Below are 24,407 nucleotides of genomic sequence, written 5' to 3' on the forward strand. Positions count from 1 at the left end.
CGCAGAACTGCCATTTAATGGTCCTCATTTGATTATCCCGCCTCTCGGGAGGGGTAAAAAATACTGAATGTTTTTAGAGTGTGGGAGCGGGGAATATGAGCATAAGCGGGGTATCACCCTCCGCTGAGGACGGGCATGACCTTTATCTCGTCGGTGTCCTCTACCTCAGCATCTCCCCTCGCGGGGTGGCCGTTTATCATGATTATTCTGTCATGGAACTCCTCGTACCTCGGGATAACCTCGCGGAGTATTTCATCAACCTCCTTCTTCCCATCTATCCTGACGTGTAGCTCCCTAGCACCGGCGAGGTGTGCGAAGGCACCCATGAGCCTTATCCTGACCATGAGCATCACCACTGAAGCTTCTCGCTTGGGAAATAAAAACATTTGGAGAAGAAAAGGAAGGAATCACTCGAGCTTGGTGACCTTCTCCAGCTCAGGTATGACCTCTTCGAGGCCGAGCTTCTGGAGGGTCTCCTTCTTCGGGATTCCGCGCTCGTCCCAGCCCCTCATCTTGTAGTACTCGCTGAGAAGCTTGTCGTACTTCTCCCTGTCAAGGTGCTGGCCCTTGTACGGTCCGCTCTTGAGGGCATCGTCAAACCACCTCTTCGGCGGGTAGTCCATGTGCCTGCCCCACTTCTCTCCGAACTCCCTGACCCAGTAGGCCCTTATGAGGGCGTAGACCCTGTCCGCAGCAGCGTAGAGGTCATCCCAGGTGTACTTGACGCCGGTGATGGCCTCGAGGAGCTTCGGATAGTAGTCGAGACTGAGACCGACCTCAACCCACGGGAGCCTGCACGCGGTGAGCATCTCGAAGAGACCGCCCCTGAGGCGCTGGAGCTCTATGACCTTGGCGGCCTTCTCCGGGTCGTAGGTTATCTTGTACTCGACTTTCTTTGCGTGCTCACCCTCTATTGGAGCCGTTCCAATCTCCCAGGCTATGACCCATGCCTCCTTGTGGTGGGCACCGATAGAACTGGTGGCGAAGGCGAGTGCCATCGCTGGATAGATGTAGCTGTTGTAACCGCTTATCTCAAGGCCCTTGACGTGCATGGCGAAGCTGTCATCGCCAAGCTTCTGGGCCATCCTCATGACACCCTCGGCCGCGAGGTTTCCGAGCTCTCCCCTGCGGTAGGCGATGTCAAGGGCGAGCTGCTTGGCCTTCTTGAAGTCGCCGAAGGTTGGCCCTTCCTTAAGGAGACCCTTCTCCCTGGCCTCCATGATGAAGGATATCGAATCACCGAGGCTTATGGTGTCCATACCCATGTCGTCTGCAATCCTGTTGAGAACCGAGACCTCGTTGAGCTTTCCGAGGCCGAGGTTTGAGCCGAGAAGGGCGACGTTCTCGTAGTCTAGCTCGCTCTCCTCTCCCTCGGCATCGAGGACGACGTTTCCACAGGGCATGTTACAGTAGGGACAGCCGCGCTGCTTGACCTTCATTCCCTCCATGGTGTAGCCGTCTATTGATCTTGCGAACTCGAAGGAGCCATCCTGGAAGTTTCTGGTTGGCAAAGCGGAGTTCTCATTGGTCCACTCGACGGCAGCCATTGTACCCTGCCTCTTCCAGAACGGGTAGCCGGGTGAGTTGAGTATGTCGTTGTAGGCCTTCTGGCTGAGCTCCCTGAGCTTCTCCTTGTCGGCAACGGGTATCTCCTTGGTTCCCTTTATGACGACGGCCTTGAGGTTCTTGCTTCCCATGACGGCACCCATACCGGGCCTTCCGGCGGCCCTGCCCTCCTGGGACATGACAACGGCGTAGCGAACGAGGTTTTCTCCAGCGGGCCCTATGGTAAGGATTCCCACGCTCTTGCCGTGTATCTTCTTGAGCTCCCTCTCGGTGTCGAAGGTGCCCATGCCCCAGATGCCCTCGGCGCTCAGTATGCTCACGTTATCGTCCTCGATGTAGAGGTAGACCGGCTTCTTGGCCTTGCCCTCGACGACTATAGCGTCGTAGCCGGCCTTCCTGAGGTGGACGGTTGCCATGGTCCCGAGGTTACCGTCACCGTAACCGCCGGTGAGCGGGCTCTTCGCTGCCACGACCATCTTACCGCCGCTCGGGGTCGGGAGACCGTTGAACGGGCCAGAGGCAAAAACGAGCTTGTTGTCCGGTCCGAGCGGGTCAACGTTTTTAGCTTCGTTCCAGAGAATCCAAGCGGCCAGACCTCTACCGCCTATGAACTTCTTCGCGACCTCTTCGGGATACTCCTGCACCCAAACCTTGTTGTTGGTTAGGTCAACCCTGAGGATTCTTCCCCACCATCCTTTCATAGAAACCACCGTATTTTATAAGAATGAAATTATATAAAAGCTTTGAGTTCACAGAAGCCTTTAACCTCCCGGATTCTCGAAAACACTTTTATTTACCCTCCATTGCCCAAATAAACTTTAATGTTTAGCCATTTTGGCCGAAATAATCGTGGTTGTAGAGGTGTATTGACGAACACCCTACGGTCGAGGATGCCCATGATAGGACATAGAGGTAGCTCAAAGATGTATGCTAACCCCCCGTGAAGTATTGACCTCAAAGAAGGATGGGAAGCAAAAAGGAAAGGTTCAGCTTATGACGCACTTGCTCCATCCGCACCTCGGGCAGGTGGCGCAGCCGCTCTCCATCCTGAGCTCAACGAGTTCCCCGTCCTTCTCGTAGCAGACGGGGCAGTAGGCCACCCCAAGGAGCTCCTGTATCTTCCCCTCGGAGATCTCGGGTTTCTCCGCGTGGTGCGGGTGTTCGTGTCTCTTCGGGGCTGCTGCGGTGCTTATTGAGAAAGTGAGGGTACTCTCCGCTTTCTCCTTCCCGTTGGTGCCGTTAAGTATGGCCTCGACGTTTATGAACTTCGAGAGCCATGGCTCCGCCTCAACCACTGCCCTGAGCTTCTCCACCGCGTACTCGCTAGGCTTTGCCTTGACGCGCTGTCTCTTTTCTCCCTCGACACTGTAAACCTGAACTGATAGAGAGCCGTCGCGGTAAACCGTCACACCCTTGCAGCCGAGCTTGTAGGCGAGGAGGTATGCGGCCTTAACGTCCTCAACGGTGGCATCGTTCGGCATGTTTATGGTCTTGCTCGCTGAGTCAGTCAGCCAGAGCTGGATGTTCGCCTGGGCAAGGAGGTGGTCGAGCCAGTGAATGTCCATAGAGGTAACAAAGACCCTCTGCAGTTCCTCGGGAATCTCCTCGAGCCCCTGTATCGAGCCGTAGTTGTCACTTATCTTTTTGAGTATATCATCGTTGTAGAGGCCGCGCTTCTTGAGCTCCGACTCGAAGACGGGGTCAACGTAGTAGAACTCTCCCACTGTGACGCTCTTCTTGTACACGAGGGCAAAAATGGGCTCGATTCCGCTGGAGGTGTCGGCTATCATCGAGACGCTCCCGGTCGGCGGGCACGTCGTTACCATTCCGTTCCTAACTCCGTACTTCTTGATGTCCTCAACGAGCTCGTCCCACGGAAGGTTCCATATCTCCCTGTGATAGAAGCCTTCAACCGGCAGTTCACCGTCTTTATACCTGGTCTTCTCGTAGAGCGGGAAGGGTCCGCGTTCTTTCGCGGCTTCAACGCTCCTCTTGTAGGCGTAGAATGTCAGGTACTCGGTGACCTTTCTCATGAAGTCGAAGCCCTCTTTGCTGTTGTAGGCTATGCCGAGCTTGAAGAGGGCATCCGCGAGGCCCATCATGCCAACGCCTATCCTCCTCGTGAGCTTGGTGTTGCGGTCTATCTCGGGGAGCGGGAACTTGTTGACGTCTATGGCGTTGTCGAGGTATTTCGCCACCTTCTGGATCACGTAGGCGTACTCGTCCCAGTCGAAGTACGCTCCGCCGTTCTCGTACTTGACGAACTTCGCGAGGTTTATGCTCGCCAGATTACAGGATTCGTACTCGTAGAGCGGCTCTTCCCCGCAGTTGTGGCTCATGAAGCCGTTGCTTATGTAGGAGTGGTATTTCGGAACGGTGAAGTCGTAGACGATTTCCTCTCCGATAACTTCAACGCTCTCAACCTTAACCACCGGCTCGTCGATCTTCGTCTTCTGAAGGTTCAGCTTCTCAGTCTTGTAGCCCTCGAAGCCGATCTTCTCGGCGAAGAGCTTCCTGCTGTAGTTCGCTATGACGAGCTCGTAGTAGCCCTCAGCCCTGTAGGTTTTCTCCTTTCCGTCCTTGGTCGTGTAGTTGAACTCGGTTGGGTAGGGTCTCTCGTAAAGCTTGGAGAGTATTCCGAAGAGTAGAAGGATATCCTGAACCTCTCTGAGAAGCTCCCTGTCCTTTGATGTAAGCCTGATAGCATTATCGTTGTCCACGTAGCCGTCGGCACTGAACAGCCCTCTCAGGAACGCGGCTATTTCCCTCGGCTTGAGCCTGTAGACTACCTCGGGTACCCTCTTCTCGTTGTTTCCAACGATGCTCTCAAGCCACCTGTAGGCTTCTCCCCTCACGCCGAGCTTCATCTGGTTGCCGTAGCGGTGGGGTTCGGCCTTAATGTCGAAGTGCTTAGCGAGGATCTCCCTGATCTTCCACGCGGTCTCTTCCTCCTTTTCGGCGTTGAAGTAGAACCACGCCCTCCTGTCGTTAACGTTGAGGTAGCCGTCCCCTATGAACCATCCGAGGACGAAGGCGAGGTCTTCCCCTATGCTCTCGTTTCCAAAGTCGTCCTCGATTTCAAAGCGCGGAAGGAGTATTTCATCCCCCGGTTTCAGCTCACCGACTTCTTTCCAGCCTTCGGGGGTCATGAGCCTGTGGTCGAGCGTCGCGGTTATCTCGTAGCCCTGCTTTGTCCTGACCCTTGCGACCTTCTTCTTCCCTACTTTCCAGACGTAGGCGGGGACAGCTACGGGGTCCGCTATCGCGAGAGCCTTTCCATGGGCGGTTTCATACTTGATTTCCTCCTCACCGGGCAGAAGGACTTCCACCGAGTATGCGTAGGCCTCTCCTTCCTCAGCTATTCCCTCCACTGCAACGGCTTCCTTCTTACCCCTCTCCTTCGCGAGGCTGAAGAGCTCCTCCGCTTTGATGTAGCCCTCAGGAGTGAGAACCCTCGTATCCCCAACGACACACGGGTTGGTGGCGCGGATTTTTTCGCCCTTAGCTGGTTCCAGAACGTTCCTTCTGTTTATAACGTCGAAGAAGACCACACCGGGGTCAGCCTTGGCCCAGGCCATGTAGGCGAGCTCTTCGAAGAGGCTCTTCGGGTCTATCTCTTTGACTTTCTCACCCGTGCGCGGGTTGGTGAGCGGGTAGCGCTTGCCCTCCCTTATGGCCTCCCAGAAGTCCTCCCAGAGGCCTACACTTATGTTGAAGTTGCTCAGCACGTTGGTTCCGGTGTTCTTCTCCTTGGCGTGGATGAACTTCTCAACGTCGGGATGCCACACCTCGAGGATGCCCATGTTGGCCCCTCTTCTCACGCCCCCCTGCTTTATGACGTCGCTGACTGCATCTATGAGGTGCATGAACGAGACCGGGCCGGAGGCTGCTCCGGTGGTGGTTCCTACTATATCGCCCTCGGGGCGGAGCTTTGAGAAATTCAAACCCGTGCCACCGCCCATTTTTTGTATCATGGCCACGTCGTGGGCCGCTTTCATGATGCTCTCCATGTCATCCTCTATCGGAACTACGAAGCACGCCGAGAGCATCCCGAGTGGCCTTCCGGAGTTGATGAGCGCGGGGCTGTTGGGCATGAAGTACTGGCCCGTCATGAGCCTGAAGTACTCCTCTATCTCGTCCTCATACCTGTCGAAGGTACCCTCCTCGAGCATCCTGAGGAGCTCGTCAATAGAGACCTTCATCTGGCCCTTTTCAGCGAGCTCGCGGTAGAGATTGAGAAGCCTCTCAAAGTGCCACTTGTTTAGCTTGAACCTCCCTATGGAGAACTTTCCGTCGTACTCGTCGAGGTTCTCCAGATATTTGTTGAGGGCATTCAGGTCCTGCTCGTGGGAGCCGTTTTTGTCAAAGACTCTCTCGTCATAGAGAACGTCGGAGATAACGGCCAAAGTTGAAACGCGCTCGAAGAGTTCCTTGGGGCTCTCGATGATTTCACCCTTCTCGTTTTTTATCAAGTACCTGCTCGCGAGAACGCGGAGTGCATTTAGGGAGAAGCGCTTGTCTATCTCGTCCAGCTTGTCCTTGTTGAGAATTTTCCTCTTCTCCTCGCGGATTTCGGCCTTCTTCTTACGGTAGAGGATGTACGCCTTTGCGACATCGAAGAGGCCGGCCCTCATGAGCTCAAGCTCGACGACGTCCTGAATGTTCTCGATGTTTGGGATCTGTCCATCGTAGAGTTCGTTAACCCTCCTGACGACCCTTCTAACAACCCTGTCAAGAAGCTTCTCATCGTGGACCCCGACTTCGAGCATTGCCCTTTTGATGGCCCACTTTATACGGCTTTTATCAAACGGCACAATTCTCCCGTCTCGTTTCATCACTTTTTCAACTGCCATATTAACACCCCGTCATTTTATCAATGTAATGCCCCCTATACGTGTAGAATGATGGGTAACATTAGGAGGGGGTTTGACTCCTAAAAGGTTTGCTCCCCCGGAGTTGACACCCTGCCAATTTTAACGAGGTGTTTTGAACGCTAGGTTATAAAGAAGAGACGGGAAAATTGTCGGATAAATTATCCAACTACTCCCTCACCACCACGGGAAACTCCTCCCACGGGAAGACCACCCACTTGTCCGTCCTGAAAACGTAGAAATCAGGAACCACCGAGGTCCACGGCTTCATTGAGAGGCACACGACCTTTACCTCGCTTGCACCGGCCTTCTTGACCTCATCAATGACCACCTCGAGCGTCTTGCCAGTGTCGCTCACGTCGTCCACTATCGCCACCTTCTTGCCCTCTAGCGAACCGTGAAGGGGTATCCTTATCTCGGGCTTCTCCCTTCTCTCCCCTATATCGCGGTAGAACTTGACGTCCGTGACCTTGAGCTCCACATCGCCGAGGATGTGGCTGAGCCTCACAGCCGGAATAAGTCCTCCTCTCGCGATTCCGACTATCACGTCGGGCATGAAATTCTTTCTAAGCTCGTCGGCGAGCGCGAATATCGCCCTGTCAATCTGCCACCAGGTAAGGTAAACCTTGTCCATATCAGCACCTCCGAATAGCGGGAGTTTGAGCTCCAAAACTTAAGACTTTTGTGATTGGAAATGGTTGAAAAGTAATGCTTAAAAAGCCTACGTTGACATGGGCATGTCAATTGCCTATCCCTCGAGGTTCTCGAGGATTCTCCTCCCCTTGGGGCTGAGGCGGTAGTATATCCTCCGGCCCTTTCTCCTGCTTTCCTCGATGAGACCCAGGGATTCCAGCTCCCTGATGTGCTGGTAGACTGCCTGGTACTTCATGGGTTTCTCCAGTCTCTCCCATATCTCGTAGCCGTAGGCCTCGCCTTCTCCAAGGATGCGGAGTATCTCGAGTTTTGTTCCGCTTATCATCGAGCGCTCCCTCTCCTCCTGGAAGCTCTTCAGGCCGGACCCCGTAACCAGGAGGACTATCCGGTCGTCCCTCTCGAAGTAGCCTCCCTCGCTGAGCTTCATGAGGGCGGGAACCACGACGGCGGAGGCGTACTCACCGAACACCCCCTCGCGGGCCAGCTTCTTCTCCCCAACGTCGAGCTCCTCCTCTCGCACGACCACCGCCTTTCCACCGCTCTCCCGAACGGCCTCGACGGCTTCCTCGAGGAAGGGCGGTTCCCTAACGTAGAGGGCCAGTGCCTTGGTGAACTCCCTTTTAGACTTTCCTCCTTCAAGGACGGCCGCTATGGGGGAGCACTTCTCCGTCTGAACTGCTATGAGCTCGGGAACCTCCTCCACAAGCCCGAGGGTCTGGAGCTCTTTGAAGCCCTTGTAGAGGGAGTAGAGGAGTGTTCCGCTTCCCGTGGGAACCAGAACGTGGGTAGGGTTTAACTCCTCCCACAGCTCGAATGCAAGTGTTTTCTGCCCCTCAATCCCAACGGCGTTGTTGGCGGGCGTTACATCGTAGAGGCCGTTTAGCCGGGAGAGCTCGGAGGCGTAGGGGATGGCATCGTCCACGCTGTCTCCATAGCGTATTATCCTGGCCCCGAAGGCTATCATCTGAATGAGCTTTCCCCTATCAACCTTGTGCGGTATGACCACGAAAGCCTCCTTCTCGGCTCTGGCGGCATAGGCTGCCAGGGAAGCGCCCCCGTTGCCGTCGCTCGCTATTATGAAACCGTTCTCCGCATAAGTGAGGCCGTATGAAACCGCAACGCTCGCAAGTCTGTCCCTGAAGCTGCCCGTGGGGTTCCTCGTCTCGTCCTTGATGTGGACGTTGAGGGAAAGCTCCTCCCCAAGCTTTGCCTTAAATAGGGGCGTGCCTCCCTCGTTCAGGCTGATGATTTTTTTAGCGGGGGGCAGGAGCTCCTTGTACCTCCACACCCCCGGTTTTCTCCTCTTCCAGGCCCGGGGATTCACCCTCGAGTAGTCGTAGGTGAAGCGGGGCCTCCCACCGCACTCGCATTTGGGCGGGATTATCCCCTCGTACTCCCTGCCGCAGAGGGGGCAGACCGCCTTCAAAGTCACTCCTCCTTCTCTATGAGTTCCCTCACGTAGCGCGGCATCTGGAAGAGGGTTTCGTGCCTCTCCGGGTCGTAGTAGGTGAGGTCAAGCCCCTTGGCCCTCTCGAGGTCTACCCTCGTGAAGTCGATATCTCCCTTCACTCCAACCAGGAAGCTCCAGGGGGAGGCGTAGCCTATTACCGGGAAGCTGAAGTAGTAGACCCTGTCGAAGACCTTCTTCATGTTCCTGTAGGCATCGAGGAGCTCATTCGTGAAGAGGTAAACGCTTCCCGCCTGGGTAACGTAGAGCCCCCTCTCGCCGAGGGCGTTGTAGGCGTCGCGGTAGAAGTCCTCGGAGAAGAGGAGCTTCGCCGGGCCAACGGGGTCGGTTGAGTCAACGATTATGACGTCGAACTTCTCCTTCGAGTTTCTCATGTACTCGACTCCGTCACCGATTATGAGCTCCGCCCGCGGCTCTTCCTTCTTGATCAGTCTCTCAAGGAGGTCTTTCGCGACATCGAGGTAGAGGAGGGAGGCCTCAACGACTCCGTCGTCAATCTCCACCATCGTGGCCTTCTCAACGCTCTCGTGCTTTAGAACTTCCCTGAGGGTCCCTCCATCGCCGCCCCCGATGACGAGGACCCTCCTCGGGTTTGGATGGGAGAGCATGACGGGGTGAACGAGGGGCTCGTGGTAGCTGTTCTCACCCAATTCGACGAGCTGAACTGTCCCGTCGAGAACGAGGAGCTTTCCAAATCCCTCCGTCTGGTATATCTCGAGCCTCTGGTATTTGGTCTGGGTTTCGTAGAGCCTCCCGGTGACCTTGAAGGCGACACCGTATCCGAGGGGGTACCACTCAATGAAGTGCATCATCATCACCTCTGAAACTTCTACGCCGGTTTGCTTAAAAAGTTTGAGAAGAGGTCAGTAGGGGAACATAACGACGGCGGCGAGGGCTGCGGCGGGCTTGTCCCTGACCGTTATCTCCGAAACGACGACTTTAAACTCCTTGAGCTTCCATCCCCTGACCCTGAAGCCCTCTTCCACCATCTTCTTCACCATCTCCGTGGCCTCTTCCTTGGTGCAGTAGCCCGAGTATTCGTAGATGAGGCCGCCCTCGTTGTTCTCGCTTATGCCGACGCCAAGTGCGGCGCTTATGGTTGAGCCGGGTTCGTCGCTCTCGATGTGCGCATAGACAGTCGGCAGGAGCATTCCAATGGGTATCTCCGGCATCTTCTCGACCCACTCTATGTGCGCGGGTATGACGCTGCTCAGCTTAACGAGGTTAACGTTACCTATACCCATCTTGAGGAGCGCGTTGTCAAAGGCGTTGAGTTTGGTACCGCCCTCCGCACTCGCGGCAACCATAATCGCTTTTTTGGGAGTTGTCCAGCTCATATCTCTTATCCCTCCGTTTATTCGGCTGTGAAAAGGTTATTTTCACTAAAGCTGATTTTGAGAGGACTATGGACCCTCTACTTAGATATAGCTCCACGGTTCACTTATAAAGCTTTTCCCATTGGTGGAAAGCCCCTCTCAGGGTAGTAGGGGCGTTCTCTCGACCGCTAGCGCTCCAAAATGCCCATTTGGGCCATGGGGGTATTTGTGTGTGCATGGTGGAGTAAGACTTTAATCTCTGGAGGGGAAATTGAATTTAAGGTGAACCCGATGCGCATAATCCCCCTCGCCTCGGAGAGCCTCGGCGTCAGGAGTCTGGCAACCTTCGTCGAGGCGTCTGGAGTGAAGATCCTCATAGACCCCGGAGTGGCACTCGGCCCAAAGCGCTACGGCCTCCCCCCTGCGGAAATCGAACTCAGAATGCTCCAGCAGATGCGGAAGAAGCTCCAGGGCTACGCAAGAAAGGCCGACGTCGTGACCATCTCACACTACCACTACGATCACCACACTCCCTTCTTCGAGGGCCTCTACGAGAGCTCCAGCGAAGCCTTTGCGAGGGAAATCTACACCGGAAAGCTCCTCTTCATCAAGCACCCGAGGGAGAACATAAACTTCAGCCAGAGGAAGCGTGCCTGGGCCTTCCTAAAGAACGCCGAGCCGATAGCCAAGGAGATAGAATTCGCCGACGGGAGGGCCTTCGACCTCGGCGGGGTTACCCTGGAGTTCTCACCGGCAGTGCCGCACGGGGGCGAAGGGAGCAAGCTCGGCTTCGTGATCATGGTTCTTATCGACGACGGGAGCAAAAGGATAATCCACGCGAGCGACATCCAGCTGCTGAACAGGAAGGCCGTCGAGTGGATAGTCGAGAAGAACCCCGATCTTCTCATAACCGGCGGGCCACCGACTTACCTCGGCCCGAGGGCGGCTGGCTCCTGGGAGACGGGCGTTAAGAATCTCAACGAGATAATCCGCGAGACGAACGCCGAGGTAATCCTCGACCACCACATAGTCAGGGACAAACGGTATCCGGAGTTCTTCGACGAGCTTGAGAGGAGGCCCAAGACCTTCGCAGGCTACCTCAAGGTAGAGGACAAACCGCTTGAGGCCTACAGGAGGGAGCTCCACAGAATCGAGAGGGGAGAAGAAGCGGAGGTGCCTTTCAGGTTGGGGTGAGGGGAAGTTCTGCAAAAAGTACAGATGAAAAAGATGAAAAGCAAGACTTTAAAATACTTGGAGTAACTTTTTCAACTGATCTTTTTTATTCTCTAGTTCATACTCCAATCTGTGCACTTCATCTATTGTCTCTAGGAACTTGCTTGCTATCTCTTCTTGAGTACTTCTAGGTGGTAACACCACAAGTAAATTCTCTATATCAAACTTATAAATCTCCGCACTCATGCCGCGAATGTAATGTTTGATTTGTATTTGTCCAAATTCGGATAGTAAGTATAAGTACAAATAATATGGATCCACTTTATTGATATCTGGTCGTAGTATCAAGAACTTACTTAAAGCCAAAACCTTCTTATATTTCTCCGGAATCTCGGAAATAATCGCAATTTTATCACCAATGTATCTTTTAGAATGTGCTACAGACTGCAACAGTATGTCATATTTCTGGAGGAATTTCTTTGAGTTACGATATTTGGAACGGTTAACAAATGAAACCTTGTCCCATTCTATGATACCAATCCGATCTTTTATCTTTCGGATTGAGGCAGTTTTTATTATAGGTATCCCTGAGCGAGGAGTATCTATATAGTCGTCTTTCTTTGGACCGATTCCAGGGAATATATCTGTAGTAATATCTTTTAACGGAGCTACTATGAAGCCCTGTGCTTTCAGTAAATTAATTTTGTTTAGAATATCTACATATTCCTTACCATATGCCTCAACATCTAATTTTGTTCCAACCTGAGACGACATGACTTTAGTAAACCAGAGTTTGCTCGAAACGTGTTTATGGGAGGGATACCCACTAGAGTCCTGCTTAAACTTCTCCCACTCCTTTAGTACTTCCGGGAGGTCATTTCTATCCGCGCGACCAGTCGAATCATATCCAATATTCTCTATATGTGCCATAAATATTGGATAATCTTCAATATCTTCCCCATCCCTTAGTTTTTCTAGAAAAAGGATGCTAGTCTTAGGCTGGGAACCAAAAGGTACAAATGCATGTTCCGGCAAACTTATAACTGCTAAAACCTTGGCTCGTGACATGATATATTTGACAACTCTAATGTTGTTTTTATTGGTAAATGCACTATCGGGCAAGATGATACCCATCCTGCCTCCAGGCCTAAGTAAGTCAAGACTCCTTTCGATAAAAAGAATCTCTGACATTTCTGAGGGCTTCAATTTACCTTTATCATTTTTTGAAAGTTCATATTTTACAAAATAATGTTTTACTGATCGCTTTATCTTTGAACCAAATGGTGGATTAGTTAAAAGAACATGATATTTGTTGGGCCTTATATCTTTTCGTTTATCAAATTTCTCAAAATCATCAAGTGCATCATTGCATTCAATATTTGTATGTCCATCTCCATGTAGTTTCATGTCCATCATTGCTATTCTGGCAATCTTATCATTGATTTCTATCCCGAACACATTGTTATGTGAAAAACTCCATATTATCTCCCTAGAGGGATCCTTCCCATACGCTTTAATAGCTTTATCCATGATGTGCTTGATAGAATACAGGAGGAAACCCCCACTTCCACAAGCAGGATCAATAATTAACTCATTAAAGTCAGGGTCTATGAACTTAACCATGAATTCTACAATCTCACGAGGAGTGAAATACTGGCCAAAGTCCCCCCTAAATATTTTCCCTAAGAATTCCTCAAAAGCTCTTCCTTTTGCATCAAGGTCAGTCTTCGTTAATGAAATTCCTTGAAGAACTTTACAAACTTCATATATAATCTCGTCAGAGACTTTAATAGGATCTCCAAAAACATCGGGTTCACTTTCCCTAACTTCCTCGTATAATTTTCGTATACGATCAGCGACACTTTTTGGATCTTCATTTAGTCCAATTTGAAATCTATAATAGTCTCCAACTTTTGTGAACGTTTCATCATAGATTTTGGCAAACATGAGTTTACTCATCTCATCAAACGCTTCAGTAGGATCTCGTTTGCCTCCTTCCCAAAGCAGATTGTGACACCGTCTAAAAACACTTCTCAGATCCTTGAGGCTAACCTCTTGTAAATCAAAAAAGAGTTCACCTTTTTTGTATCTATATTTTGGAGGGCGCCCGTATTGGACAGGAACCTGGGGAATTAGGTATTTGTCTAGAGACTTCCAAGTACTTGGGTGGGTGGAAACATCATAAGCATACTCCTTATCAGCACAAACAACAAGTAGATACTTAGCATTGAGAAGGTTAGCGTTTCCAAGTCCCTCCTTTTTTGCTATTTGAAGTTCTTCTTCAGAAGAACCAGGCTTGCATTCTACTACAATGAAAGCTTTTTCATGAGAGTCATCCTCAAAGACAACTATATCAGCGGGCTGTTTTGGTTCTCTCTGCGGAGGTTCAACTTCGAAATCAATTCGATTTGGGGGATATTTATAAAATTTTACTAACTTCACATAAGTGGCAGCTCTAATTTTTTCTTCGGGATCACTGAAATTATATGATTTCCCTTGAATAGTATAACTGATTCTATTTCCTTCTACTATTTTTATTAGGCCATCGTCTATTCCTAATTTGATAAGATCTACTATATTCATAATCTGCCACACCTCTAATAGTGGAATCTCAGAATAACATTAAAAACTTTAGGGTTATATCCCCAGTTGGGTGATATTAAAAATGCGCGACTTCTACATCGCCCATGAAGAGGATATCAGGACTGGAAGAACCACCGACGTCTACTTCATCAGGACGAAGAAAATTCTTGAGGAGAAGGGCATTCACAAAAAGGTCTTCGCCGACGTCTCGACGACCTCGTTACCGCACGGCTGGAAGTGGGGCGTCTTGGCGGGGGTCGAAGAGGTTGCAAAGCTTCTTGAAGGTCTCCCAGTGAACGTCTACGCGATGCCTGAAGGCACAATATTCCACCCCTACGAGCCGGTTCTCCAGATAGAAGGTTATTATAAGGAGTTCGGAATCTACGAGACTGCTTTGCTCGGCATGCTCAGCCAGGCGAGCGGCATAGCCACCGCCGCACTCAGAACCAAGATAGCAGCCAAGTTCAAGCCCGTCTACTCCTTCGGGATAAGGCACATGCACCCGGCCATCGCTCCGATGATAGACAGAGCTGCCTTCATCGGCGGGTGCGACGGCGTCTCCGGCGTTCTCGGGGCCGAGATGATAGGGGAAAAACCCGTTGGAACGATGCCCCACGCGCTGATCATAACGGTCGGCGACCAGGTGAAGGCCTGGAAGTACTACGATGAGGTAATGCCCCCGGAGGTTCCGAGGACCGCTTTGGTTGATACCTTCTACGACGAGAAGTTTGAAGCTTTGATGGCCGCGGAGGCCCTCGGGGAGAGGCTCAACGCGGTAAGGCTCGACACTCCAGGCTCAAGGAGGGGCAACTTCAGGCGCATAGTGGAGGAAGTCCGCTGGGAGCTTGATCTTAGGGGCTACAAACACGTTAAAATCTTCCTCAGCGGCGGGTTGAACGAGGAGAGCTTAAAAGAACTCGCCGACGTTGCCGATGCCTTTGGAGTTGGCGGAAGCATAGCGAGCGCCAAGCCGGTTGACTTCTCCCTGGACATAGTTGAGGTAGAAGGAAAGCCGATGACCAAGCGCGGCAAACTGAGCGGAAGGAAGCAGATATACCGCTGTGAGAACGGCCACTACCACCGCGTTCCCGCGGATAGGAAGCTCGAGAAGTGCCCTGTCTGCGGCGCGAAGGTCGAACCTCTCCTCAAGCCGCTCATCGAGAACGGTGAGATAGTCGCTAAACTTCCGAAGGCGAGGGAGATAAGGGAGTATGTGCTGGAGCAGGCGAAGAAGTTCAACCTGACGCTCGAATGACCCCCATTTCTTTTTATCCCTCCGTGGACAACTTCAAAAACTATAGGGAGCTTCTAAGCTGGGGACAATAGAAGAAAAAGAAGGGCCTTCAGGCCTCTTCGAGGGTTATAGCGCCGACCGGGCAGGCCTCGGCGGCCTCCTGGGCGCAGTCGAGGTCGGTAGTGTCAACTATCGGGACAGCCTTGCCCTCGTCGTTCATCTCGAAGACGTCCGGGCAGAGGCTGGCACAGATGGCATCTCCAATGCAGGTGTCCTGGTCAACCGTAACCTTCCACGCCATGGCAACATCACCGGATTATAGTCACGCATCCAGAATATAAACCTTTCGCCTTTTAAGGAAGCTGCTTCAGTCTTTTGCTTTAAAATGAAAAGAAGAGACGCTGATGGACATTTTAGGGCACGATTACTTATTTTTGCCTCACATGAGGCCGAGCCTCTTCTTGTACTCCTCGCTCACCATGTCCGGGCTCCAGGGCGGGTCGAAGGTGAGTTCAATCTCGGCATCCTTAACGCCCGGGATTTCGAGCACCTTGTCCTCAACGGCCCTCAGAATCCACATTGTGAGCGGGCAGCCGGGGGTCGTCATCGTCATTTTAACGTACACGGTGTTGTCGGGGTTGATCCTCAGCTCGTAAATGAGGCCGAGGTTTACAACATCAATTCCTATCTCAGGGTCAATGACCTCCTTGAGCTTCTCGAGGACAGCCTCCTTGGTAATCTCCACTCCGCCTTCCTCCCTGACCTCGTGCTCCCTGTTGATAGTTATCAGCCCGACACCCTCGAGCTTCCCTATCTCCGAATGGAGCTTTATGAGGGCGTTGTCAACATCGGGCGTGTCCTTTGCGAGCGTAACCGTTACGTTGCCCTTGTCGTCAACCTCGAGGGATTTGAGGTACTTTTCGTCAATAATTCCCTTAACGACGTTTTCAACTTCCTCTTTAGTGACCATGAGTTCATCACCTGATTTTGGGTTGGAGAAGACAGATTTAAACCTTTTGGGTCAGGAATGGGTAGTGCTTTAGGGCTTGAGTATATCGAGTATTAGGGCCTTCGCAATCTCGCCGTCTATCGCGCCCGCGTTGAGCTCCCTCATGACCCTCTGGATTCCGAAGCGTTTCAGCACTCTGGCTTCCCTTGAAGCCGCTTTCCAGAGGGGACAGCCGAAGCCGAGGGAGTACTTCCTCCCGAGGAGCGATATGGCCTCTCTCTTGTCCATGGCCAGGAACGCCGGGAAGTTGAGGTTCACCATATCCCCCTCCGGGTATATGGAGAGGCTCCCGAACGTCAGGAGGTCGCCGCTCGCGACGATTTTTATGCCCCTCTCCCTCGCGTAGCCCTTAACGGCCCCCATCACCATGGAGTGGCAGCGCCCGCATATGGGGGCCCTCTTCCTCACCTGCGCCCCTATGACGTCGAGGTACCCTGGAACGTCCACGATAACGGCCCCCTCGAGCTGCGCCCTTACGAGGACGGGTTCCCTCATCTGGGGAAGCCTCGCCATCACGGGGACGACGTCAAAGCCAGCCCAGCGGAGAACCTTTAGGGATGCGGTGCTGTCCGAGCCTCCCGAGAACGCCAGGGCCACCTTGACGCCAACGGGCGAGCGGTCGAAGTCCTCTCCCCTTAGGCGGTAGTGAAGCAGGGCCCTGAAGCGCTCGTACGCTTCTTCTCCTATGGCATCCCTCACCCTCTCGAGGGCCTTGAGCGAGTTTCTCACCCGGTAGCTCTTGATGAAATCATTCCCAACAGGCTTCAGCATTTTCTCTCCCCAAAAAGCTTAAATGGGGGGGCCTTTAAAACCCTACTGCACGGTTTTTGAGAACTTGGGGGTGGTAACGTGAGAGATGTGATGGAGAGGGTTAAGGAGAAGACTGGCATCCCTGTCTACGAGAGAAGCGTTGAGAACGTTCTGAGCGCGGTTCTCGCGAGCGATGACATCTGGAGGGTAGTTGACCTGAGCGAGGAGCCCCTCCCGCTCGTGGTGGCGATACTGGGGGCCCTCAGCGAAGGGGGCTACGTCGCCTTCAAGGACAACCGCGTGCTCCTGACCCAGAGCGGGAAGGAGCTGGTGGAGAATTATGGAATAGGGGAGAGGAAGGACTACACGTGCTCCCACTGCGGGGGAAAGACGGTCGAGCTCGACGCCTTCAGCGACCTTCTCGAGCAGTTCAAGGAGATAACCAGGGACAGACCCGAGCCGGCCCACCAGTTCGACCAGGCCTACGTTACCCCCGAGACCACCGTGGCTAGGATAGCCCTAATGCACACCCGCGGCGACCTTGAGAACAAGGAGGTCTTCGTTTTAGGGGACGACGACCTGACCAGCGTGGCCCTCATGCTTTCCGGACTTCCAAAGAGGATAGCCGTTCTGGATATAGACGAGCGCCTCGTGAGGTTCATCGAGAAGGTAGCGGACGAGATAGGATACAGCAACATAGAGATGTTCACCTTCGACCTCAGGAAGCCCCTCCCTGATTACGCGCTCCACAAGTTCGACACCTTCATAACCGACCCGCCCGAGACGGTTCATGCAATCCGCTCCTTCGTGGGAAGGGGTATAGCGACCCTCAAGGGACCGGGATGCGCCGGCTACTTCGGCATAACGAGGCGCGAAAGCTCCCTCGACAAGTGGCGCGAGATACAGAGGGTTCTCCTCAACGAGTTCAACGTTGTCATCACGGACATCATAAGGAACTTCAACGAGTACGTCAACTGGGGCTACGCGGAGGAGACGAGGGCATGGCAGCTCATACCCATCAAAACCCTGCCGAAGCACAACTGGTACAAGAGCTACATGTTCAGGATACAGACGCTTGAGGGTTCAAGGGGCTTTGAGGACGAGATAACCGTTGGAAAAGAGCTCTACGACGACGAGGAGAGCTCCACCACGTGAACCTCTCTTTTTCTCTTCTCCGGAAGTGAGGCGAGGGGGCTGTAGCCCGCCTTCTGTACTATGGGGCATTCGACTGAGCGGCCTACCACGGGGCTCGCACCGGGACTTCATCGCCCCTTTCTCGGCCTTGCACCCCGCGGGACGGCCGTTTCACCGCATCCTCCGGGATCGTCTGCGGGTTAGCTCGAAACCCGTCGCCGGGTTCCTTCGCCGCTTTCATTCACACCCCCCGGAGGCCGTGTCGTTTCTGCGCCGTTGCCCGGCCTCTCGGCCGGTGCCTTGCGGCACCGCGGCCCCGGTGTGGTGGGCGGAACTTCCTCCTTGCGGAAAGCCCCAGCCCCCTCACCTAGGGTAATGTTGAGGGTGGGGGTTAAAACGTTAGCGTTTCTTGGGAAGGTTTTTGAGCTCCCTGAACTGGGGCATCTTTGGCCTCTTGAACTTCCCGAGGGGTGAACGGCGCTTCGGTTTCGGCCGCTCCCTCCTCCTCTCGCGCGGCCTGGTGTAGAGGTACGCCCCCACGAGGGCCAGTACTATCAGGAGCACCAGGAGGATCAAAGCTCCCCCCGAGCTGCCCTCCTCTGGAACCGTCGTGGTGGTGTTCGACGGTGTGGAGTGGGTGGTGGCCACGCTTGAGGTGGTTGTGCGTGTAGTGCTTGTACGCGAGGTGGTTGTGCTCGTGCTCGACGTTGGGGGCACTATTCTGAAGCTGCCGTCCTTCCTCTCGCTCCTTCCGAGCTCTTCGAGATAGATGGTGTAGTGAACCTCGACCCCCGCTGGAACCTCCTCCTCTATTTTCGCCCTTTCCTCCCCCGGTTGGAGCGTCAGCTCCCTGCTGCCCTCCGTGAGTATGCCGTTCCCGGTGTAGAGCAGGTAGCGGAGGGTGGCCTCGATGGGGAAGGCGTTCGGGTTCTCCAGGGTGACCAGGAGGGCCACCCTATCCCCCGAGGGCAGGACGTCAACCTCACCTATGGAGGGCATGCCGATGACGAGGTAGCTTCCGGCCGCTCTCCCGAGAACCCGCTCACCGTGGGAGAGCTCGACGCTGAAGTTCACCTCGCCGATGGGCTGCGGTGGCGTTTTGAACGTCAGGACTATGTTGTTGCTTGGTTTGAGCTCGATTTCCCTCCTGAAGTTTTCGTTCCCAACGGTTATGGTGACGTTGGCTCCTATGGTTCTCTCGGAGTACATGTAGACGTAGAGCTCGTTCTCAGCCCCTTCCAGAACCTGGGGGTAGCTCACGCCCACACCCGTCAGTTCGACCCCGAAGGTGACGTGGTACTCCTCAACGCTCCTGAACGTCCTGTTTCCGTGGGAGATGGAGAAGGTTAGGGTGTAGTTGCCGTCGGGGAGGGTGTAGGGCACCTCGATACCGAGGTTTAGGAAGTCCTCACCGCTGACGTTGAATCTGGCGGAGCGGGAGAGAAGGCTCTTTCCGTCCTTCGAGAGCTCAATACTGGCCTCGACCTCCACGGGAGAGCTGAGATAGTTCCTAACGCGCGCGTAGCCCACGAGCCTGTTCCCGGTAAAGGCCTTCATCTCCTCCCGGGGCTTGCCCTCTATGTAGGAGCCCATATCGAGAACCTCGAGGGGGTACTCCCTCACCTCCAGGGGTATCAGGGCGGTCATGACGTGGAGCTTTCCCGCGGTGTCGAATCCCCAGAGGGTGGCCTCTATAGTGTAGTTGCCCCCTTTGAAATTCCCGGGGACGGTTATTGCGTACGCTATATCCCTCTCCTCATCCGTTCTCCAGTTCGTGGCTTTATCGGGGAAGAGCTTGAAGTCTATTCCCTCAACTTCTCCCCCTTCAGCATCAAGAACCCTGTATTTTATGAAAGAAACCACGCTGAATTCGGCGTTTTCCTCGTTTTTAAACGTGAGGTATCCGTTTTGAGAATCGCCACGGACTATGAGGATTTTTCCCGAGACCTTAAACTCCCCGAACTGGCCCGCGACGAAGGGTGTTATGAGGAGCATGAGGAGTATGGGGATAATCCAGTGACCTTTTCCCATGTCACCACCATTAAAACTTGGCCCTGATGGTATAAATGGTTTGCTAAACGAAATGGTCACATGAACCTCGAGGCCACTAGGATTAGTCCCATGAGGATGAGGGAGACAGAGAACAGGAACACCAGCCTGTAGAGCCTGAGCCTTCCGAACTGTTCTCTAACTATGAGGTGTATTATCGTTAGGGAGAGCCCGTAGAACGTTGAAAAGGCTCCAAGGGCCAGCTTTAAATCCACCCGGAGAAGAAAGAGCAGCCCTAGTATGCTCCCGGCTAAAACCGTGACGTTTGGAACCGTCATCGCGTAGTAGTTCAGGAGCACCCTCTCGTCGTCCATAGTCATCACTCCATTATGAACACGTAGGTGGTCGTCGTGGGAAGCTCGCGCCTTATCCTTGGGAGCAGGTAGCGCGGGAGGGTTATTTCACTCTTCTCCTCGAGGAAGTCGTAGGTTCCGAGGAGCTTCTCGATGACCTCTACCTCGAGCCTCCCCCTGACCCTGAAGTAGCCGTGCCACAGCGTGCTCACCTCAAGGGGGATGGGGAGCAAAAGCCTGTCCCACTCGCTCTCGTCTATTATCTCGGAGAGCCTTTCGAGCTCCTGTCTCCTGAAGTGGTGCTCGCTTCCATCCCTGAGCTTTACGGAGGGGTCCTCCTCCCTCAACAGGGCCGAGAGGCTCTTCCGCTGTCTCGGGAGATGGAGGTTTATGCGCATGAGTTCCCTGTTTATTATCTCGTCGGGCTCGGGCATGGTTGGAAATAAACAGTCGCTTTCATAAAGTTTGTGAAGAAAAAGTCACGAGGCCTTGGCCTCGAGGAGGGCCTTGACCCTCTTGAGCCTGAAGAAGTTCTCCCTTTCCATCTCGTCGAGCCTTCCCTTGATGAACTTGACGGTGTTCTCCATGCGCGGGATGATGATGTACTCGAGTGCGTTAACGCGCCTCTTCGTCTTCTCTATCTCCTTCGCGAGCCTCTTGAGGGTCTCCTCCACCTCCGCCAGACGGACGGCCAGCTCAAGAACCTCCTCGAACTTGTCGGCCACCTGGTCAACCCTGGCGGTCGTCGAGACGAAGGCGTAACCCCTGTCCTCCATGGAGCGCCTGAAGCCCTCGGACTCTATGAGGGGAACCGGGACGCCCATGACGTTCCGTCTCTTTATCTCGATCTCCCTGTTGGGCTTAACGCCTAGGGAGATTTCCTTGAGCTTGCTGACGCCGACCTCGACCTCGGCCATTCTGAGAACCTCGAAGGCCTCCTCCATCTTCCTGTTGAGCTCCCCCCTGAGCTGGAGCGCCTCATCGTATATCGTGAAGAACTCCATTATGAGGGCATCCTGCTTCTCCTTGAGGAGTTTGTGACCTTTCCTGGCCAGGGCTACCCTCTTCTTGAGCTTCAGCAGCTCCATACGCGTTGGCTTGACGTTGAGTATCTCTGCCATTCATCACCCCTCCAAATAAAGTGGGGAAGGTCAGGCCTTCCTCCTGTACTTGGGGTGGTACTTCTGTATCTGCTCCTTCTTGACACGCTTGAGCTCGCTCTCCGGGAGTATCGAGAGGAGCTCCCATCCAAGGTCGAGGGTCTCGAAGATGCCCCTGTCCTCGTCGTAGGCCTGGGCGATAAACTCCTTCTCGAACCTATCGGCGAACTTGAGGTAGAGCCTGTCGGTCTCGCTCAATGCCTCCTCACCGACGACCGCGACGAGGTCCCTCAATGACCTGCCCTCGGCGTACGCTGCATAGAGCTGCTGGCTGAGCTGCGGGTGGTCATCCCTTGTCATTCCCTTACCGATACCGTCCTTCATCAGACGGCTGAGGGAGGGGAGCACGTCAATGGGGGGATAGATACCCTTCCTGTGGAGGTCCCTGCTGAGGACTATCTGTCCCTCGGTGATGTAGCCCGTCAAATCCGGAATCGGGTGGGTGATGTCATCATCTGGCATCGTGAGGATGGGCACCTGTGTGATGCTTCCCTTCCTTCCCTTCACCCTGCCGGCACGCTCGTAGATGGTGGCAAGGTCAGTGTACATGTAACCGGGGTAGCCGCGCCTTCCGGGAACCTCCTCCCTCGCTGCCGAAATCTCACGAAGTGCTTCCGCGTAGTTGGTCATGTCCGTGAGGATAACGAGCACCTGCATGTCGTAGTCGAAGGCAAGGTATTCAGCCACGGTGAGGGCCATACGCGGGGTGATGATACGCTCGATGGCCGGGTCGTCCGCGAGGTTGAGGAACAGCACCGCCCTCTCTATTGCACCCGTCTCCTCGAAGCTCTTCTTGAAGAAGTTGGCCTCCTCGTAGGTGATACCCATTGCGGCGAAGACCACCGCGAAGCTCTCCTCCTCACCGAGGACCTTTGCCTGCCTTGCTATCTGCGCCGCGAGCATGTTGTGCGGTAATCCAGAACCGCTGAATATCGGGAGCTTCTGGCCGCGGATGAGGGTGTTCATTCCGTCTATGGCGCTTATACCCGTCTGAATGAAGTCCCTCGGGTAAGCACGGGCGACGGGGTTGAGCGGGGCGCCGTGGACATCGCGCCTGTCCTCGGGGATTATCTCCGGGCCGCCGTCAATGGGCTTGCCGATACCGTTGAACACCCTTCCGAGCATGTCCATCGAAACGGGAACCTTGAGGGTCTCACCGGTGAAGCGGACGCTGGTCGTCTTAACGTCGAGGTCGCGCGTTCCTTCAAAGACCTGGACGATGGCCATGTCCTCCCTGGCCTCGAGAACCTGTCCCTTCCTCTTCTCTCCGCCCTCGACCTCTACCTCTACGACCTCACCGTAGGCGACGCCCTTAACGCCCTCAACGACCATCAGAGGACCGTAAATCTTGCTTATCGTGGAGTACTCCTTTCCGACCATTTTCCTCACGCCCCGTACTTCTTAAAGAGCTCTTCAAACTGCTCGTCAGTCTTCCCTATGAGGGCCTCAACGTCCTCAACCTTCGCGATGTACTTCATACGGCCTATCTCTTCCCTGACCGGGAGCTTGGCTATCTCCTCGACCGGGACGCCCATGTCAACGGCCTTCATCGTCTTGTCGTAGAAGTTGAGGATGACGCGCATCATGGTGACCTGCTTCCTGGGTGAGCAGTAGGTGTCAACCTCGTCGAAGGCATCCTGCTGGAGGTAGTCCTCCCTGACCATCCTCGCCACGAGGAGCGTGGCCCTCTCCCTCTCGGGGAGAGCGTCGGGACCGACGATTCTGACTATCTCCTGGAGCTCGGCCTCCTTCTGGAGGAGCGCCATTGCCCTGTCCCTCATGATCCTCCACTCGGGGTCAACGTTCTTCTCCCACCATCCCTGGATTGAGTCAACGTAGAGTGAGTAGCTGGTGAGCCAGTTGATGGCAGGGAAGTGCCTCCTCCTCGCGAGGTCAGCGTCCAGCGCCCAGAATACCTTGACGACACGGAGGGTGTTCTGCACAACCGGCTCGCTGAAGTCACCGCCGGGCGGTGAAACGGCTCCTATGACCGAGACACTTCCTACCCTATCCTCGCTTCCGAGGGTGATGACCCTGCCGGCTCTCTCGTAGAACTCCGCTATCTTCGAGGCGAGGTACGCGGGATAACCTTCCTCACCGGGCATCTCCTCGAGACGGCCGGATATCTCACGCAGGGCCTCCGCCCACCTCGAGGTTGAATCGGCCATCAAAGCCACGTCGTAGCCCATGTCCCTGAAGTACTCCGCTATGGTGATTCCTGTGTAGATGGACGCCTCACGTGCTGCAACCGGCATGTTTGAGGTGTTTGCTATGAGAACCGTCCTCTCCATGAGCGGCTTCCCGGTTTTTGGATCTTTCAGCTTCGGGAACTCCTCAAGAACGTCGGTCATCTCGTTACCGCGCTCACCGCAGCCGATGTAAACGACCACCTGTGCGTCACTCCACTTGGCGAGCTGGTGCTGGGTGACGGTCTTTCCTGAACCGAAGGGGCCCGGAATGGCCGCGGTTCCACCCTTGGCCTGGCTGAAGAAGGTGTCTATGGCTCTCTGTCCGGTGATGAGCGGGACCTCCGGCGGGAGCTTGTTCTTGTAGGGCCTCTTGACACGGACGGGCCAGCGGTGGTACATCTTGAGCTCCTCGATGGTTCCGTCGGGCTTCTTGATCTTTGCAATGACCTCCTCGATGGTGTAGTCCCCTTCCTCAGCTATCTCGACTACCTCACCCTCGACCCACGGGGGCACGAGGATTTTGTGCTCGATGATGCTTGTCTCGGGAACCACACCGAGAACGTCTCCACCAACGACCTTGTCGCCGACCTTAACTTTGGGCGTGAAGTGCCACTTCTTGTCCCTCGGGAGGGCCGGGGCGGTAAGACCCCTCGCTATGAAGTCCCCGCTCTGCTCCCTGAGAACGTTGAGCGGCCTCTGAATTCCATCGTACATTGCCGTGAGCAGTCCGGGACCGAGTTCAACGCTCAGCGAAGCCCCGGTCCCTTCAACCGGCTCGCCCGGCCTTATGCCAGACGTTTCCTCGTAAACCTGGATGATGGCCTTGTCTCCATCGAGGCGGATGATTTCTCCGATGAGTCCGAGTTCACCCACCTTAACGACCTCGTACATCCTGGCGCCTCTCATCTCATCAGCAACCACAAGGGGCCCGGTAACACGAATTATCTTTCCCATCTTT

At 54.3% G+C, this 24,407-nt stretch carries 20 protein-coding genes and 1 other RNA gene; 3 read left to right on the forward strand and 18 right to left on the reverse strand.

Annotation, left to right across the window (positions count from 1 at the left end; genetic code table 11):
• Nucleotides 1–113 precede the first annotated feature (113 nt).
• The 7 genes from PFER_RS08105 to PFER_RS08135 form a co-directional block, all read right to left on the reverse strand.
• Nucleotides 114–344, reverse strand: a complete 231-nt coding sequence (locus PFER_RS08105; RefSeq protein WP_048150989.1) for a MoaD/ThiS family protein — start codon at nt 342–344, stop codon at nt 114–116.
• A 63-nt stretch (nt 345–407) separates the two neighbouring features.
• Nucleotides 408–2,267: a tungsten-containing formaldehyde ferredoxin oxidoreductase gene (gene for / locus PFER_RS08110; protein WP_048150992.1), complete on the reverse strand. Its 1,860-nt coding sequence runs from the start codon at nt 2,265–2,267 to the stop codon at nt 408–410.
• 285 nt (nt 2,268–2,552) lie between these two features.
• The gene (locus tag PFER_RS08115) at nt 2,553–6,419 is read right to left on the reverse strand and encodes an adenosylcobalamin-dependent ribonucleoside-diphosphate reductase (RefSeq protein ID WP_048150995.1); all 3,867 of its coding nucleotides are present in this window, start codon (nt 6,417–6,419) and stop codon (nt 2,553–2,555) included.
• Between the two features lie 187 nt (nt 6,420–6,606).
• Complete coding sequence (locus tag PFER_RS08120) at nt 6,607–7,071, reverse strand: phosphoribosyltransferase (RefSeq protein ID WP_048150998.1); 465 nt, start codon at nt 7,069–7,071, stop codon at nt 6,607–6,609.
• 114 nt (nt 7,072–7,185) lie between these two features.
• A complete protein-coding gene (locus PFER_RS08125; RefSeq protein ID WP_048151001.1) occupies nt 7,186–8,517 on the reverse strand; it encodes a pyridoxal-phosphate dependent enzyme in 1,332 nt (443 codons plus the stop codon).
• 2 nt (nt 8,518–8,519) lie between these two features.
• A complete protein-coding gene (gene speE / locus PFER_RS08130) occupies nt 8,520–9,368 on the reverse strand; it encodes a polyamine aminopropyltransferase (RefSeq protein ID WP_048151003.1) in 849 nt (282 codons plus the stop codon).
• Nucleotides 9,369–9,422: 54 nt separating this feature from the next.
• Entirely contained in the window at nt 9,423–9,896 is a 474-nt protein-coding gene (locus tag PFER_RS08135) for a pyruvoyl-dependent arginine decarboxylase (RefSeq protein ID WP_048151007.1), read from the reverse strand.
• Nucleotides 9,897–10,166: 270 nt separating this feature from the next.
• On the opposite strand from PFER_RS08135, the gene PFER_RS08140 reads away from it, so the two are divergent.
• Nucleotides 10,167–11,069, forward strand: a complete 903-nt coding sequence (locus PFER_RS08140; protein ID WP_048151010.1) for an MBL fold metallo-hydrolase — start codon at nt 10,167–10,169, stop codon at nt 11,067–11,069.
• 48 nt (nt 11,070–11,117) lie between these two features.
• Here the strand turns inward: PFER_RS08140 and PFER_RS08145 are convergent, their stop codons facing one another.
• Nucleotides 11,118–13,631 carry an N-6 DNA methylase gene (locus PFER_RS08145; RefSeq protein ID WP_052696209.1) on the reverse strand — a complete coding sequence of 838 codons (2,514 nt, stop codon included), beginning with the start codon at nt 13,629–13,631 and terminating at the stop codon, nt 11,118–11,120.
• A gap of 82 nt (nt 13,632–13,713) precedes the next feature.
• Here PFER_RS08145 and PFER_RS08150 point away from each other — a divergent pair, with 82 nt between their 5' ends.
• Complete coding sequence (locus tag PFER_RS08150; protein WP_048151012.1) at nt 13,714–14,886, forward strand: nicotinate phosphoribosyltransferase; 1,173 nt, start codon at nt 13,714–13,716, stop codon at nt 14,884–14,886.
• Nucleotides 14,887–14,974: 88 nt separating this feature from the next.
• On the opposite strand, the gene PFER_RS08155 is transcribed toward PFER_RS08150, so the two are convergent.
• The 3 genes from PFER_RS08155 to PFER_RS08165 all read right to left on the reverse strand — a co-directional run bounded on the left by PFER_RS08155 (nt 14,975) and on the right by PFER_RS08165 (nt 16,645).
• Entirely contained in the window at nt 14,975–15,166 is a 192-nt protein-coding gene (locus PFER_RS08155) for a ferredoxin (protein WP_048151014.1), read from the reverse strand.
• Between the two features lie 138 nt (nt 15,167–15,304).
• A complete protein-coding gene (locus PFER_RS08160; RefSeq protein WP_048151017.1) occupies nt 15,305–15,835 on the reverse strand; it encodes a metal-sulfur cluster assembly factor in 531 nt (176 codons plus the stop codon).
• Between the two features lie 69 nt (nt 15,836–15,904).
• On the reverse strand, nt 15,905–16,645 hold the full coding sequence (locus tag PFER_RS08165) for an ATPase (RefSeq protein ID WP_048151020.1): 741 nt from the start codon (nt 16,643–16,645) through the stop codon (nt 15,905–15,907).
• A 78-nt stretch (nt 16,646–16,723) separates the two neighbouring features.
• Here PFER_RS08165 and bpsA point away from each other — a divergent pair, with 78 nt between their 5' ends.
• Nucleotides 16,724–17,779 (forward strand): N(4)-bis(aminopropyl)spermidine synthase, encoded by a 1,056-nt coding sequence (gene bpsA / locus PFER_RS08170; protein WP_048151023.1) that lies wholly within the window; start codon nt 16,724–16,726, stop codon nt 17,777–17,779.
• Nucleotides 17,780–17,809: 30 nt separating this feature from the next.
• On the opposite strand, the gene rnpB is transcribed toward bpsA, so the two are convergent.
• From rnpB to PFER_RS08200, 7 genes are all read right to left on the reverse strand, one after another.
• An RNA gene (rnpB, locus tag PFER_RS11890) (RNase P RNA component) lies at nt 17,810–18,125 on the reverse strand.
• Nucleotides 18,126–18,157: 32 nt separating this feature from the next.
• Entirely contained in the window at nt 18,158–19,789 is a 1,632-nt protein-coding gene (locus PFER_RS08175) for a hypothetical protein (RefSeq protein ID WP_048151026.1), read from the reverse strand.
• 56 nt (nt 19,790–19,845) lie between these two features.
• Entirely contained in the window at nt 19,846–20,127 is a 282-nt protein-coding gene (locus PFER_RS08180; protein WP_245612511.1) for a hypothetical protein, read from the reverse strand.
• The gene (locus tag PFER_RS08185) at nt 20,127–20,534 is read right to left on the reverse strand and encodes a DUF61 family protein (protein ID WP_048151030.1); all 408 of its coding nucleotides are present in this window, start codon (nt 20,532–20,534) and stop codon (nt 20,127–20,129) included. Before PFER_RS08185 ends, PFER_RS08180 begins: the two co-directional genes overlap by 1 nt.
• Before the next feature lie 45 nt (nt 20,535–20,579).
• On the reverse strand, nt 20,580–21,221 hold the full coding sequence (locus tag PFER_RS08190) for a V-type ATP synthase subunit D (protein ID WP_048151033.1): 642 nt from the start codon (nt 21,219–21,221) through the stop codon (nt 20,580–20,582).
• Nucleotides 21,222–21,251: 30 nt separating this feature from the next.
• Nucleotides 21,252–22,640: an ATP synthase subunit B gene (locus PFER_RS08195; RefSeq protein ID WP_048151035.1), complete on the reverse strand. Its 1,389-nt coding sequence runs from the start codon at nt 22,638–22,640 to the stop codon at nt 21,252–21,254.
• A 5-nt stretch (nt 22,641–22,645) separates the two neighbouring features.
• Nucleotides 22,646–24,403 (reverse strand): ATP synthase subunit A, encoded by a 1,758-nt coding sequence (locus PFER_RS08200; RefSeq protein ID WP_048151037.1) that lies wholly within the window; start codon nt 24,401–24,403, stop codon nt 22,646–22,648.
• Nucleotides 24,404–24,407: the final 4 nt, after the last annotated feature.

The organism is Palaeococcus ferrophilus DSM 13482 (genome assembly GCF_000966265.1).
In the GTDB taxonomy this organism is placed as follows: Archaea; Methanobacteriota_B; Thermococci; order Thermococcales; family Thermococcaceae; genus Palaeococcus; species Palaeococcus ferrophilus.

Excerpts from the sequence above, each read along its gene's own strand:
- PFER_RS08105 (WP_048150989.1), bottom strand. The coding sequence starts at position 344 with ATGGTCAGGATAAGGCTCATGGGTGCCTTCGCACACCTCGCCGGTGCT.
- for (WP_048150992.1), bottom strand. The coding sequence starts at position 2,267 with ATGAAAGGATGGTGGGGAAGAATCCTCAGGGTTGACCTAACCAACAAC.
- PFER_RS08115 (WP_048150995.1), bottom strand. The coding sequence starts at position 6,419 with ATGGCAGTTGAAAAAGTGATGAAACGAGACGGGAGAATTGTGCCGTTT.
- PFER_RS08120 (WP_048150998.1), bottom strand. The coding sequence starts at position 7,071 with ATGGACAAGGTTTACCTTACCTGGTGGCAGATTGACAGGGCGATATTC.
- speE (WP_048151003.1), bottom strand. The coding sequence starts at position 9,368 with ATGCACTTCATTGAGTGGTACCCCCTCGGATACGGTGTCGCCTTCAAG.
- PFER_RS08135 (WP_048151007.1), bottom strand. The coding sequence starts at position 9,896 with ATGAGCTGGACAACTCCCAAAAAAGCGATTATGGTTGCCGCGAGTGCG.
- PFER_RS08140 (WP_048151010.1), top strand. The coding sequence starts at position 10,167 with ATGCGCATAATCCCCCTCGCCTCGGAGAGCCTCGGCGTCAGGAGTCTG.
- PFER_RS08145 (WP_052696209.1), bottom strand. The coding sequence starts at position 13,631 with ATGAATATAGTAGATCTTATCAAATTAGGAATAGACGATGGCCTAATA.
- PFER_RS08150 (WP_048151012.1), top strand. The coding sequence starts at position 13,714 with ATGCGCGACTTCTACATCGCCCATGAAGAGGATATCAGGACTGGAAGA.
- PFER_RS08155 (WP_048151014.1), bottom strand. The coding sequence starts at position 15,166 with ATGGCGTGGAAGGTTACGGTTGACCAGGACACCTGCATTGGAGATGCC.
- PFER_RS08160 (WP_048151017.1), bottom strand. The coding sequence starts at position 15,835 with ATGGTCACTAAAGAGGAAGTTGAAAACGTCGTTAAGGGAATTATTGAC.
- PFER_RS08165 (WP_048151020.1), bottom strand. The coding sequence starts at position 16,645 with ATGCTGAAGCCTGTTGGGAATGATTTCATCAAGAGCTACCGGGTGAGA.
- PFER_RS08175 (WP_048151026.1), bottom strand. The coding sequence starts at position 19,789 with ATGGGAAAAGGTCACTGGATTATCCCCATACTCCTCATGCTCCTCATA.
- PFER_RS08180 (WP_245612511.1), bottom strand. The coding sequence starts at position 20,127 with ATGACTATGGACGACGAGAGGGTGCTCCTGAACTACTACGCGATGACG.
- PFER_RS08185 (WP_048151030.1), bottom strand. The coding sequence starts at position 20,534 with ATGCCCGAGCCCGACGAGATAATAAACAGGGAACTCATGCGCATAAAC.
- PFER_RS08190 (WP_048151033.1), bottom strand. The coding sequence starts at position 21,221 with ATGGCAGAGATACTCAACGTCAAGCCAACGCGTATGGAGCTGCTGAAG.
- PFER_RS08195 (WP_048151035.1), bottom strand. The coding sequence starts at position 22,640 with ATGGTCGGAAAGGAGTACTCCACGATAAGCAAGATTTACGGTCCTCTG.
- PFER_RS08200 (WP_048151037.1), bottom strand. The coding sequence starts at position 24,403 with ATGGGAAAGATAATTCGTGTTACCGGGCCCCTTGTGGTTGCTGATGAG.